10 protein-coding genes are annotated in these 13,573 nt (G+C 64.7%); all 10 read right to left on the reverse strand.

What is annotated here, in order from left to right:
- Window positions 1–70: 70 nt before the first annotated feature.
- The 10 genes from LPA34_RS01670 to LPA34_RS01715 all read right to left on the reverse strand — a co-directional run bounded on the left by LPA34_RS01670 (window position 71) and on the right by LPA34_RS01715 (window position 13,099).
- On the reverse strand, window positions 71–1,237 hold the full coding sequence (locus tag LPA34_RS01670; protein ID WP_228974239.1) for a glycosyltransferase family 4 protein: 1,167 nt from the start codon (window positions 1,235–1,237) through the stop codon (window positions 71–73).
- 84 nt (window positions 1,238–1,321) lie between these two features.
- A complete protein-coding gene (locus tag LPA34_RS01675) occupies window positions 1,322–2,536 on the reverse strand; it encodes a glycosyltransferase family 4 protein (protein ID WP_228974242.1) in 1,215 nt (404 codons plus the stop codon).
- Window positions 2,537–4,000, reverse strand: a complete 1,464-nt coding sequence (locus tag LPA34_RS01680; RefSeq protein ID WP_228974245.1) for a glucose-6-phosphate isomerase — start codon at window positions 3,998–4,000, stop codon at window positions 2,537–2,539.
- Between the two features lie 2 nt (window positions 4,001–4,002).
- Window positions 4,003–5,193: a glycosyltransferase gene (locus LPA34_RS01685; RefSeq protein WP_228974247.1), complete on the reverse strand. Its 1,191-nt coding sequence runs from the start codon at window positions 5,191–5,193 to the stop codon at window positions 4,003–4,005.
- A 46-nt stretch (window positions 5,194–5,239) separates the two neighbouring features.
- Entirely contained in the window at window positions 5,240–6,163 is a 924-nt protein-coding gene (locus LPA34_RS01690) for a glycosyltransferase family 2 protein (RefSeq protein ID WP_228974250.1), read from the reverse strand.
- Between the two features lie 19 nt (window positions 6,164–6,182).
- A complete protein-coding gene (locus LPA34_RS01695; protein ID WP_228974710.1) occupies window positions 6,183–8,390 on the reverse strand; it encodes a polysaccharide biosynthesis tyrosine autokinase in 2,208 nt (735 codons plus the stop codon).
- 114 nt (window positions 8,391–8,504) lie between these two features.
- Window positions 8,505–9,674: a polysaccharide biosynthesis/export family protein gene (locus LPA34_RS01700; protein WP_228974711.1), complete on the reverse strand. Its 1,170-nt coding sequence runs from the start codon at window positions 9,672–9,674 to the stop codon at window positions 8,505–8,507.
- On the reverse strand, window positions 9,668–10,111 hold the full coding sequence (locus LPA34_RS01705) for a low molecular weight protein-tyrosine-phosphatase (RefSeq protein WP_228974253.1): 444 nt from the start codon (window positions 10,109–10,111) through the stop codon (window positions 9,668–9,670). Before LPA34_RS01705 ends, LPA34_RS01700 begins: the two co-directional genes overlap by 7 nt.
- A 32-nt stretch (window positions 10,112–10,143) precedes the next feature.
- A complete protein-coding gene (locus LPA34_RS01710) occupies window positions 10,144–11,592 on the reverse strand; it encodes a UDP-glucose dehydrogenase family protein (protein WP_228974256.1) in 1,449 nt (482 codons plus the stop codon).
- A gap of 88 nt (window positions 11,593–11,680) precedes the next feature.
- On the reverse strand, window positions 11,681–13,099 hold the full coding sequence (locus LPA34_RS01715; protein ID WP_228974258.1) for an undecaprenyl-phosphate glucose phosphotransferase: 1,419 nt from the start codon (window positions 13,097–13,099) through the stop codon (window positions 11,681–11,683).
- Window positions 13,100–13,573: the final 474 nt, after the last annotated feature.

Below are 13,573 nucleotides of genomic sequence, written 5' to 3' on the forward strand. Positions count from 1 at the left end.
TTGGGGGCTTTGTTAGCGGTCTGAATGCCACGGTCTGCCGTGGCATTTTTTTCAGGCGTATCGAAGCGCCCTAATGGACGACGCCCGCGGCAATCGCTTCGTCATACACCGAAGCCACGCGCTTCGCGATCACCGCATTGTCGAAGTTCTCACGCGCGTACGCACGGCATGCGTCGGCGTCCGGCAGCTTGAGCGAGCCGTCGAGTGCGGCCGCGAGACCCTCCGCGATCGCCGTGGCGCCGGTGGCCGGCAACACCAGATCCTGCGACAGCCCCGCAACCGCTTCCGGCAATCCGCCTACTGGCGTGACGAGCACCGGCGTGCCCGACGCGAGCGACTCCACCGTGATCAGCCCGAACCCTTCGAGCGCCACCGTCGGCACGACGCTGATCGTCGCGGCGCGATACAGCGAGGCGAGGTGCTGGTCGGGAACGAAGCCCAGCAGCTTGACGTTGTCCGCGAGACCGGCTTCGTCGATACGCGCCTGCAACTCCGCTTCGAGCCGGCCCTTGCCCGCGATCAGCAACAGCACGTCCGGCTGCCGGCGTTTGAGAAGTTTCACCGCGTCGACAAGATCTTCCAGTCCCATGCGGCGCACGAGTCGCCGCACCGCCAGCACGATCGGACGTCCGAGCGGCAACTGAAGCTTGAGCCGCGCTTCCGTGGGCGACACCGGCAGGTTGAACTGTTCGACGTTCACGCAACCCGGCACGACGCGAATGCGCTCCGGCGAGATGCCATAGCGCGACGTCAGGATCTTGCCGAACGCCTCCGAGAGCACGATCAGGCGCGACGAACGCGCATACACGGCCTGCTCCAGATAGCGCTTTGCACGCTGGCCAAGCGAATCGGCGCCTTCGACGTGACTTTCATCGGCCCACGGTCCCTGAAAATGCGAGACCTGCGGAATGCCGCGCGTGACGTCGAGACCCGGAAACGTGTACAGCGCGAAGTGCGACGAAATCACATCGGGCCGCTCGATCCCGATCGCATCGCGCAGCGCACGGCGCGCGGCCATCAGACGTCGCGGCAGCGACTGCGCAGCCGGGCCGAAGCCGCGAATCGCGCCATCGGTATCCTCGGCGACACGCGGCGAGCCCGCGACGACGCCCCGTACCGCAACGCCCGCGCCCGGCAGCGCGCCGACGAGCGAGTAGTACATGCGGTCGAGCCCGCCGGCGCGCTCGGGGAACCAGTGCATGCCGATTTGCAGCGATTTGATTGAACGGGTTGTCATGGCTGTTCCCTGGTTATTGTTGAACATGACTGCAACGACGCGCTGCAGCCAGCGTGGCGATGGATGGGATGACCGGTACGTGATTCATTCGGCCGTCTCCCGGTGCGCGAGCACGGGCGTGCGCACGACTTCGCCTTCGGTGCTGCCCGCGTTGCGCGGTTCGTTGCGGCGGCCCACGATCTGCCGGTACAGGTCGATGTACTGGCGCGCCATGCGCGCCCAGCCGAAGCCGTTCGCGAGTTCGCTGGCGGCACGGCCCATCGCGCGGCATACCGGGTCGGACGCGGCGAGGCGCGCAATCGCACCGGCGAGCGCATGGGGATCGTCGGGATCTTCGAGCACGATGCCGCACTCGGGCGTGATGATCTCCGCGCCCCCTGCCGTACGCGCCGTGACGACCGGCAGACCCGCGGCCATCGCCTCGAGCAGCGACAGGCTCATCGCCTCATAGCGCGACGGAAACACGAAGGCATCGACCGAATGCATCAGCACCGGCATCTCGTTCACGAGTCCGAGAAAATGCACGCGGTGCTCGACGCCGAGCGCGCGTGCCTCGTCCGGATACGGGCTGCCCGGCAGATAACCGGCGACCGCGATCTGCACGTGCTCGGGCAATTCCTTCAACGCCCTGAGCACCGTGCCGAGGTTCTTGCGCGGCGTGCGCAGATCGCCGACAAAGAGCAGCAGGAACGCGTCGGCCGGCAGGTTGAATTTCGCGCGATCGCCCGTGGCGGCCGCGAAGCCCTGCGTATCGACACCGTTATAGATCACATCGATGCGGTTGCGCGGCGTGAGCCCGATCGCGCGGATTTCGTCGGCGACCTTCTGCGAGACGGCCGTGATCACGCGCGAGCGCCGGTAGGCCCAGCGTTCGAGCCGCGCGTTGATGCCCGTGTAGAGAAACTGGTACGCGGACCATACGCCCTTCGCGAGCCCGAACGGGTAGTACCTGCTGCCGAACCAGCCGCTGTGCACGAAGTGCGCGGTGTTGACGTCGGCCGCGATCCACGAGATAAAACCGTTCACATGCAGGACGTCGTATTCACGACGATGCCGGCGCAGCCACCATGCGCTCTTTAACGCAAACACCTGCTGGCGGAGCAGGTTCGACGGCCACCATTTGCCGATCCGTACCGGGATCCAGCGCACGTCCGGATGCGCCAGCAGTTCCGGCGCGACGTGCGAAGCAATGAGGGTCACCGCGATATTTTCATCCAGGGCCGCGCGCGCGATTTCATGGTTGACGCGTCCCTGACCGTCGTTATGACGCACGACGTGCGTGACGATGGCGACTCTCACTCAGTGCCCTCCATGGAGAATGAGATTCCGCCTGCGGTTCAGCTTTTGCCAGTGCGCCGAGGACAGAATCGAGAAGAAGCTCATGAACAGGAGCAAGCCGCCCGTGCCCACGAGCGAATTGGTGAAGACCAGCATCGAGAAACACGCAAGCCCGAGACTCAGGCACGCACCCGCGAACTTGTCGTCGTGAAGCGCGAACGAGGCCAGCACGGCGCGCATCAGCAGCCACAGGATGCCCGACATGTAGAGCAGCGTGCCGGGCCAGCCGAGCACGAACGGAATGTTCATCACACCGCTGTCGAAGTTGCCGTACTTGCCGAGTTCGCCGCCGCTGTCGCTCGACAGTCTGGTCGACGTGCCGGTGGCGCCGAGCCCTTCACCCTGCACGTCGGTGAACGCGGTTTTCGCGAACGTCGCGTAGAACTCGTTACGCGCCGCGTAGCTGGTGTCGTCGTTGAGGTTGACGAGGGTTTCCAGGCGCGTCTGCATGCGTTCCGCGACCGGGCCGACGGCCAGCAGCGGCACGCACAGCCCCGCGAGCAGCACGGCGGTCGCGATAATCCGCACGCGTATGCGATTGTTGGATTTGACGAGCTGGATCAGCAGCGCGACGACCCAGCCGCCCCACGTCGAGCGCACGAGGCTCAAGGCGAACGCGATAAAGCCGAGCGCGCCCGCGATCCAGCGCACCCGGTGCTGCGCGGCCATCACGAACACCATCGCGCCCATCATCGCAAGCGCGAACGGACCGGACGAATTCATCGTGCTGAACACGCGCACGCCGAGCGGCACGGCGTCGCCCTGCGAGTTCATCTGCGAACCGAGCATCCACATGACGTCCCACGGCGGCATGATGAAAAACTGCACGAGACCGTATGCGCCCATCGCGAGCATGCCCCAGATGAACGTATTGACGATCACCTCGCGGTATTCGGGGTACTGGCGCGTGTGCGCCATGATGTGAAAACCGATCAGTACCGGATAGATCCAGTTCGCGAGGTCGTACAGCGCGGCGAGCGGCCCGCTCGACACGACGCCGATCAGAAACGCGTACGCGAGACCCGCGAGGATCAGCAGCACCGGCAAGCCACGCCGCTGCGCGAGCACTGGATAAAAACGCAGCAGCGAGAGTCCGCTGATCATCGTGACGGCGAGCGGCGCGACCTGGATGAGGCTCGTCGGTGTGAACGAGCCTTTCGACCAGTCCGCGAGACGGCGTACCTCGGGGCTCAGGAACCACAGCCACCACATGAAACCGACGTACCGCGCGGGGCTTTTGAAGTACAGCCAGAATCCCGTGAGAATCGCGAGCACGGGGAACGCAAGCGTCAGCACGGTGCCCTGATGCGCGCCGATCAGCACGGCCGTGACAAGCCACAGCAGCGCCTGCGGCAGCCATGCCTTGCGCTCGCCGCTGAAAAAGCGCGACGGGCGCTCGTCGATCTGGGCGCGTGCGACAGCCATCGTCATCGCCCCCTGCCGGCCTGATGCCGCGACTGCGGTTGCACGGGCTGCGCGGGTTGCACGCTGCTGCCGCCCGCGCGGCGCCGCGCTTCGTCGACGGAGCGGCCACGCGGCGCCGCGCGCCGGCGCATCAGTTCACGCGTGATGCGCACGTGCTGCTGCGCGAACTGCTCGGTGGTGAGTTCGCGCGTGGTCAGCTGACGCGCGGCGGCCTGCGCCTGACGCAACGCGTCGCCGGGCGCGGCGACGAGCCGGGCGACCGCCTGACGCAGCGCCTCCGGATCGAACGGCGGCACATAAGCGGCCTGCGCATCGGTGAAGTAGTCCCTCAACGCGCCGACATCGGTAACGATCATCGGCTTGCCGAGCGCCGCGGCTTCGAGCATCACGGTGATGCCCGACGCGTGCGTATTCGGCCGTAGCGGCACGACGATCACATCGGCCCAGTCGTACAGTTCACGTTGCTTCTTCAGGCCGGCGGCAGGCGCGATCTCGACGTTCGAAGCGTGCAGCGAAGATGGAATGCGCCGGCGTGTCGCCAGCCTGACCGTGTAGCGCGCATCGTTGCCATAGGCACTGATGAGGCTTTCCCAGTCGCGGTCGCGATCGTTACCGATCGCGGCGATACGCACCGGCGTGTGCGGCTGCCATGCAACCGGTTCCCGCACCGGGAAATCGCGGGTATTCAGGCCATAGTAGACATGCACGGCGTCGCGATCGAGGTAACGGCGGCACAACAACGCGTTTTCGGAAGCGAGTGTCGTCAGCACATCGGCGCGCGCGATCAGCTTGCGATACGCCCAGCGGCGCAGCACACCGTAGTCCGGCCATTTGTCGAGCAGCCACACGCTCTGCGCGAGCAATAGCGGCTGGCGTTTCTGCCGGCGCCTGAGCAGCAGCAATAGCGCCACCGAAAGATATTCGTGTTCCGTATGCGTCCACACCACGTCGGAGCGCATGATTTCGTCGCGATTGCGCAGCGTGTGAATGAAGTCGAAGCCGAGCACGGCCTTCAGCCCACGACGCAGGAGCCGCATCGGCAAACGCTCGCGGGCGTCCTGCGAATAGCTCAGCGCGAACTCATCCGATTCGGCATGGTGATAACCGTACAGGCAGCCGATGTCGTCGCCCTTGCGGTAAAAACGCGGGTCGGCGCCGTAAAACAGATGGACGTGGACGTGGGTCGCACTCATGCAGTAACTCCGGGCTTGTTATGAAGGACTTCGGCGCGCGCGACGATCAGGAGGCCGTACGTCGCGCCTCGTGCGCGCCGGTACGCACGGCGCGCCAGCGCGACAGCGTCGCGCGGCCGCGCTTCGAGGCCAGTGCGAGCACCGCATGCGCCATGCCCGGATACACGCGCGTGCCGACGAGCGTGTACCACCACCAGGCGGCTTCGCGCCGCAGCGGCGGCAGATGGTCGCGCAGGATCAGGTGCAGGTTGTACGCGGCGTTGCGCACGGCCTGCAGCGTCTGCGCGTCGCGGCGGTCGTCGTCGAAGCGTTCGGCGGGAAAGTGATCGACGGCGACCTGCGGGTCGTACACGAGCTTCCAGCCCGCGTGCTTCACGCTCATGCTGAACGCCATGTCGTTGTGAACCTGGGCGCCCGTGCCGCGCAGGCGCGGATCGAAACGGATCGTGCGGATCGCCTCGCGCCGGTAGCTCATGTTCGCGCCCTTCAGCAGGTCGACTTCGCGCGCTCCGCCCACGCCGAGATGGTGGTTGCCGATGATCCTGCCCGACGCGCGCAGCTTGCCCACGAGCGGCCGTGCATCGTCGAGAATGCCGCCCTTCTGGTGTACCCAGTCGCGCCCGCCGAGCGCGCCCAGCAGCAGGTCGTTCGAGAACGCATCCGCGATGCGTCGCGCCCAGTCGGGACGCGGCGCGGCGTCGTCGTCGGTGATCGCGATCACGTCGCCCGTCGCGGCGTCCAGCCCGCGATTGAGCGCCGCGACCTGCCCCGGCGTTTCGACGATCGCGACGCGCAGCGGCAAGGTGCCCTTCACCGCGGGGTCGTGCAGGCATGCGAGCGTTTCGGCGTCGTCGGGGCGCACGACGACGATCACTTCGTCCGGCGCGCGCTGCTGGCGCCGGAGCGCGGAGAGGCAGCGCGCGAGATCGGCGGGACGGCGAAACGTCGGAACCAGTACGGAGAGTTTCATGATGGATCCTTTCGTGCGCTCAGGCGCTCAGATATTCCTGCACCGCCGCATAACCGCGCGAATAGTTGCCGCGCGCGCGCGCCGGCATCGCATTGAAAATCGCGCCCTGCACCGTCACGCCCGCGTTGTTCAGGCGCTTGAGCGCATCGTTGATCTCGGGCTCGCTATGCATGCCCGAACGCAGCACAAGGAACGTGGCGCCCGCGTGCACCGCGACAATCGATGCGTCGGTCACGGCGAGCACCGGCGGCGTGTCGATCAGGATCACGTCGTAGCGCGTCGCAAGCGCGTCGAGATACGTCTGCAGACGCGGTGACATCAGCAGCTCCGACGGATTCGGCGGACGGTGGCCACACGAGATGAAGCTCATGTTCTCGGTTTCCGTATGACGGATCGCTTCCTCGAGCGAGATCTGGCCGCTCAGCAGTTCCGACAGACCGTTGTCCTGCGTGCCGCCGAGGTAACGTTCCAGCGAGCCACGCCGCATGTCGCCGTCGATCAGCAGCACGCGCTTGCCGGAATGCGCGAGCAGCGTCGCGAGATTGACCGTCAGGAAGCTCTTGCCGACGCCAGGCATCGGGCCCGTCAGCACGACGATGCGGTTGCGCGCATCCATCATCGTGAACTGCATCGAGGTGCGCAGGCTGCGCATGCTTTCGACCGTCGCGTCCTTCGGGCGGGCCGCCGCCAGCACCTTGCGCAGACGGTTGCCGCCCCGCTCGAAGCTGCTTTCCAGCACCGCCTGCTCCGGGCTCATCGGCACGAGGCCGAACACCGGCAGGTGGAACATGCGCTCGACGTGCTCCGGATCGTCGATGCCCTTGAAGAGGTTGCGGCGCAGGAACACGAAACCGGTGCCCACGATCAGACCGAGGATTACCGCCGCCGAGATGATCAGCGTCTTCTTCGGCTTGACCGGAGCACCCGGACGCAGCGCGGCATCGACGATATGCACGTTGCCGCCCGTGCCGGCCTTCTGCACCTCCAGTTCCTGCACGCGGTTCAGCAACAGCACGTAGATGTCTTCGGCGACCTTGGCGTCGCGTTGCAGCTGCACGGCCTTCACTTCGGTGGCCGGCAGATTGCGGAAGCGGTCAGCGTATTTCTCGCGCTGCGCCTGCAGTTCGGCGAGCTGCTGGCGCGCGGCGATCAGCATCGGATGATCGTTGCCGAAGCGCTGTTCGAGCGACGCGATCTGGATACGCATCGCGGAAATCTGCGATTCGTACTGCACGCTGCCTTCGAGGTAGACCTTTGCTTCATCGCTCGCATTGATCGAGCCGGACTTGCTCTGATAGGCGGTCAGCGCGGCTTCGGCGCGTTCGAGATCGCCCTTCAGCCGCGGCTCCTCGCTCTTCAGGAAGTCGAGCATCTTGCTCGCATCGGCCTGCTTGCTTGCGATGTGCTGACGCAGATACGACATCGCGAGCGCGTTGGCGATTTCCGCGGCGCGCTGCGGGTCCTGGTTGTCCAGCGAAATCTGGATGACGCCCGTGCCCTTGCCCTGCTCCGACACCTTGATCGCCGACTGGAACGCCGCAATCGCGTCGAGATCGTTCGCGCGCATCACGTTGAACTGCGTGCCCGGACGCGCGACGAGCCGGTTGACGAGGATCGATACGCCGCCGCCCTGCGCCGGCTGGCCTGTCTGGCCGCGCAGCAGCAGCGAGCCGTTGGGCGCCTGGAGTTCGAACTGGCCGTTTTCCAGCGCGGTCATGATCATCTTCTGACCTTCGAGCGCGGGCGGCACTTCGACGTAATCGACGTTGGCGATTTCACCGCCCCACGCGTAGCCGCTGAAGCGGTCGAAGCCCGGCCACGGACGCGCCGGTTCGCCCGGCGTCGCAAGACGCGCGGCGATGCTGCCGATCACCGGCAACATCCTCGGCGCGACGCTGAAGTTCAGCTTCAGCTGCTGGACGACTGGTGCCACCACGCCGCGGCTCTTGATCATTTCGATCTCGGCGTCGGTCGGCAGCGCCGTCTGGCCGGTCGTGATGTTCGCGCCGGTCTGCGTCTGCGTGAGCGCCTGCGACGTGTTGTCGGACTGCTCGACACGCACGTGCGCATCGGCCGAATACACCGGCTTCGCGACGTAGCAATAGAACACGGCGACCGCGACGATCGACAGCGCAATGGCGATCAGCCACCAGATGTCGTCGATGATCACCTGCACCAGTTGACCGAGGACGACGTCCTCTTCTTCGGTCCTGGCCGGTCCGGCCAGATGAGTGTTTGCGTGAGTGCTCACAGTTCGATCCTGGTTGGTTCACCTTGGGCCCGCGCGGTCCGCGACGATGTTCCGTGCGGGCCTCGCGGGCTGTCGGCGGGTCATGTGCGACTAGCGCGTCAACTGCTTCAGATAGAACAACGTCTGGACGGTCGGCAGCACCTGCTGCAGCACGCGGTTGAACGTTGTCGACGCGGCGGTGCCCACGTAGACCACATCCATCGGTTGCAACTGGAACTGCGCGGACAGCATGATGGCGTCCGGCTGCGTCATGTCGAGGCGATACACGTCGGGCGTCGTCGGGTGGTCCTTCATGCCGCGCATCACGTAGATCTGGCGCGGATTCGCATCGGTGTCGAGAATGCCGCCTGCCTGCGTGAGCGCATCGGCGATCGTGAGACGCCCCTTGATCATCTGCAGCTGCACCGGCGCCTTCACTTCGCCCATCACGAACACCCGGCTGTCAATGCGGTCCGGCACGTTGATGATGTCGCCGTTCTGCAGCATCACGTTCTGCGAGACGTCGCCGTTATCGAGCATGCGGTTCGCGTCGAGTACGTACAGCTTCTTGTTGCGCGTGAGGCGCACGCGCTGCAGGTCGGCGTCGGTAGTGAAGCCGCCGGAGCGTGTGATCGCGTCGACCAGCGACAGTGGCACGTCGCTGATGGCAAGCGGCCCGGGCGTCTTCACCTGGCCTGTCACCTGCACCTTCTGGCTGCGATACGACAGGATGCGCACGTCCACCTGCGGGTTCCTGATGTAGGGCACCAGGCCCGCGGCCAGCTGGTCGCGCAGCTGGCCCACCGTCTTGCCGGCGGCATGGATGCGGCCGATGAACGGGAAGTAGATCGTGCCGTCGGAGGCGACGGTCTGGCCGTACGGATCGGCCTGGCCCGGCAATGCCGTCGTGTACGGCTGCTGCAGCACCGCGCCGACCGACTGCGTCGTGTTGCCGCCGGCGGACAGCGTGCTGCCGTTAGGCGTCGTGAGTTCAGGGTGATCCCATACCGTCACGCCCAGGATGTCCTGCGGCATGATCCGGTAGACCCATTGCGACGGATCGGCAAAGCGCGATTGCGGCAGCACCTGCGGCACGGCGGCGGCCTTCGCCTGATCCATCACGACCTGCGCGGTGATCAGATGCACCGGATAGTCTTCAGCGGGTGCGCTTTGCGGTTCTTCCTTCAGCCGCGACGTGTCGAGGTAATTCCCCGGCGCGGTCGCACAGGCCGACAGAAAGAGCGTCAGCAACAGAGAGAGTGTGAGATTTCGCATCAGCATATTTTTTTTAGCCATCCCATGACCAGGTGTTCGATGAGCACGAGACTTGCCCGATAGCCGGCTTCGTGTCCGCCATGCGGATCGGCGACATCGGAGTCCTCCCATTTGCCAAGCGGCCAGACCTTGCCGCGCGAAGTCGGATCGAGTGCCTCGACCTCCTTCACCTGCGCGCGCTCGGTGACGAGCACCAGATCCGCGTCGCGCACGAGACGGCGGTTCAGGCGTCGCGCCCGGTGTCCGCTGGTGGCGACGCCGTGCTCGGCGAGCAGGCGCCGCATGACGGGGTCCATGCCGTCGCCGTCGAACGCACGGATGCCCGCCGACTGGAAGACCATGCGCGCGCCCAGACGGGGCAGCGCGCGGGCCTTGAACAGCATCTCCGCGGCCGGCGAGCGGCACACGTTGGCGTGGCAGACGACGAGAACGTTGGCGAACATGGACCGGTTCCGTGATGTAGTGGTGTGCGTGTTCAGCGGGCCGCGGTCGCGGCCCCGCTGACCTGTGCCTCGCGCACGGGTGCTGCCATCGCGGGCGTGACGTCCGCGAGCGCGGCCCGTGCGGGCTGGCGACCGATCGCGTGATACTCGATGCCGAGTTCCTGCAGCGATTGCGGTTCATACAGATTGCGGCCGTCGAAAATCAGCGGCGACTTCAGCAACGCCTTGAGACTTTCGAAATCGGGGCTCTTGAAGACTTTCCATTCGGTCAGGATCACGAGCGCGTCGGCATCTTCCGCGACGTCCATTTCCTCGTTCATGAATTCGAGGCGGGCGCGTTGCTGCGGTGCGTGCTGCAGATCGAGCGCGAACACGCGCTTCGCTTCATCGATCGCGACCGGGTCCCATGCTTTCACGCGTGCGCCGCGCGCGAGCAGCGCCGCGATCAGACGGCGGCTCGGCGCTTCGCGCATGTCGTCGGTATTCGGCTTGAACGCCAGACCCCAGACGCCGAACGTGCGGCCCGTCAGATCGGCGCCAAGGCGCATCTCGATCTTGTGCGCGAGAATTTCCTTCTGGTCGTGATTGACGGCTTCCACCGCGTTCAGAATGCGCAGGTCGGCGCTGTGTTCACCGGCCGTGCGGATCAGAGCCTGCACGTCCTTCGGAAAACACGATCCGCCGTAGCCGCAGCCGGCGTACAGGAAGTCATAGCCGATGCGCGGATCGGAGCCGATGCCGCGACGCACGGCTTCGATGTCGGCACCCACGCGGTCGGCGAGATTCGCGAGTTCGTTCATGAACGAGATGCGCGTGGCGAGCATCGCGTTCGCCGCGTACTTCGTGAATTCGGCGGAACGCACGTCCATATACAGCGTGCGTTCGCGGTTGCGGTTAAACGGCGCATACACGCGTTTCATGACTTCGCGGGCCTTTTCGCCGGGCACGTCCTCGTCGCAGCCAAGGACGATGCGGTCGGGCCGCGTGAAATCCTCGACGGCCGCGCCTTCCTTCAGGAACTCCGGATTCGACACCACCGAGAACATGTGCTTTTCGCCGCGCGCGGCGAGTTCTCCGGCGATCGCTTCGCGCACCCGCAGCGCGGTGCCGACCGGCACCGTCGATTTGTCGACGATCACCTTGAAGCCGTTCATGTGGCGGCCGATGTTGCGGGCGGCGGCCAGCACGTATTGCAGGTCGGCGGAACCGTCTTCGTCCGAAGGCGTGCCGACCGCGATGAACTGCACGTCGCCGTGCGCGACGGCTGCTTCGATGTCGGTCGAGAACTTCAGGCGCCCGGCCTTGCGGTTGCGCGCGATGACTTCCTGCAGGCCCGGTTCATGGATCGGTACACCGCCGCCGTTGAGCACGTCGATCTTGCGCTGATCGAGATCGAGGCAAAGCACGTCGTTGCCGATGTCGGCAAGACACGCGCCCGTTACGAGCCCTACATAGCCGGTACCAATGATCGTCAGGTTCATCTGTTACACCTCGAAAATTTGAAGATTCCAGAAGCAGAAAACGTATGTGCCGCGGTTCGCTGTCCTGTCTTGCGCAACTGCGGTCCGCTCAATAAGCGTTGCGACCGGCGAAACCCTTGTAGAGCGTCAGGACGACGATCTTGATGTCGAGCCAGAAGGTCCAGTGCTGCATGTAGTACAGGTCGAGCTTCACGCGTCCCATCATTTTCTCGATGCGGTCCGTCTCGCCCCGATAGCCGTTGATCTGCGCCCAGCCGGTGATGCCGGGCTTGATGCGATAACGGTGCATGTAGCCCTTCACCAGGTCCTTGTAGATGTCGTCGTGTTCGAGCGCATGCGGACGGGGACCCACCACCGACATCTCGCCCTTCAGCACGTTGATGAACTGCGGCAGTTCATCGAGGCTCGTCTTGCGCAGGAACGCGCCAACCGCCGTGATGCGCGGATCGCCGCGCGTCGCCTGGGTCACCTTGCCGGCGGTTTCCGCATGCACTTTCATCGAGCGGAACTTGTAGATCTCGAACTCGTGACCGTCGATGCCCTTGCGCTTTTGCCGGAAAAACACCGGCCCCGGCGACGACAGCTTCACCATCACCGCGATCGCCAGCATCAGCGGCGACAGCGCGGCGAGCGCCGCGAGCGCGAACAGGCGGTCGAACACGAACTTCGGCAGCACGCGCACATCGGTGATCGGTGAAGCCGCGAGGTTGATCGCCGGCACGCCCAGCAGGTCGACCACCGGCTGGTTGAAAAGACTCAGGCTGCGTACATCCGGAATGAAGCGGATGTTCACGAACTCGTTGCGAAACTCCATCACGAAGCGGTGAATCGTGCGTTCCTGCGACATCGGCAGCGCGAGCCACAGTTCGCAAATGCCGCGTGTGCGCATCGCGCGCACCATCCGGTTGAAATCGCGCTCGACGGGAATGCCTTCGAGTTCGGCCGGCAGGTTCGCGGCGCTCACGGATGCTTCGAGGCGATCGCTCTCGCGACGGCCGCCCGGTTCATCGAACACGATCACGGGGCTAAAGCCTGCTTCCGGGCGGCTCCTCATCTGCTCGATCAGAAAGCGCCCGTACAGCGCGCCGCCGACGATCGCCACCGCCTTCTGGTTGTAGCCCTCGCGACGCAGCCCCTTCAGCACGCCGTGTACCAGCGCCTTGGTGATCATCAGCAGCACGATCGTCGCGATGGCCCAGTACATGAGCCACAGGCGCGACAGCAGGTCCGAGCGGTGCAGGCTGAAGATCATCAGGATGCCGGTGCCCTCGACGGCCAGCCAGGCGCCCGATACGCGCCACAACAGGTCGTACACGGGCTTGCCGCGCCATGACTGATAGATCCCGAGCGCAGGAAAGAACAGGACCATCAGCAGGCAGTTGAACAGCAGCGAGACGCTCTGCATGTCGTTCAGCCACACAAACGTCCCGTGATACACGGCAGCCGCGATCAGTGCGCCGAGGCCCACCATCGCGATGTCGATAATCCTGGATAGAACGCTCAGCATGAGTCGCCCCTCGATTCGTCAGTCAAGTTCCGTCCGTGTCTGTTTGCATTCGCGCTGTCCCACCGGGCAGCATGGACAGGCGGTCGTGCCGTTCAGCCCGGGCGCCCGTTCATTGGCTCATTGCAATGACGGCGAATCCCGGCTATCGGCCTGTCGAGCGAAATATCTGGCCTGAATGAGTGAATACCCTCGTACAGGTATAGATAAAGCGATATTAAAATTCGGGTTGCAAGGCGGCAAAATATCTCAAATTGTATCGGCAATTGTTACGTTATTTTTTTGCTTTTTGATCAGCAATAGTTGCCGCAAATATTACCTTTTGCCCAGTAAACAGGCAAAATGGACACATCTTCCCGCGGCCCGTGGCAGATACCTCGAAGCACCATCGCGTGCTCCCTCGCCATATTTTTTTCGATAAAAAAATACAGCGGCTCTTTTTTCACAGGTTTTTTTCATTTTTTATTTTTCCCCGCA

The organism is Paraburkholderia gardini, assembly GCF_907164575.1.
Taxonomy (GTDB): Bacteria; Pseudomonadota; Gammaproteobacteria; order Burkholderiales; family Burkholderiaceae; genus Paraburkholderia; species Paraburkholderia gardini.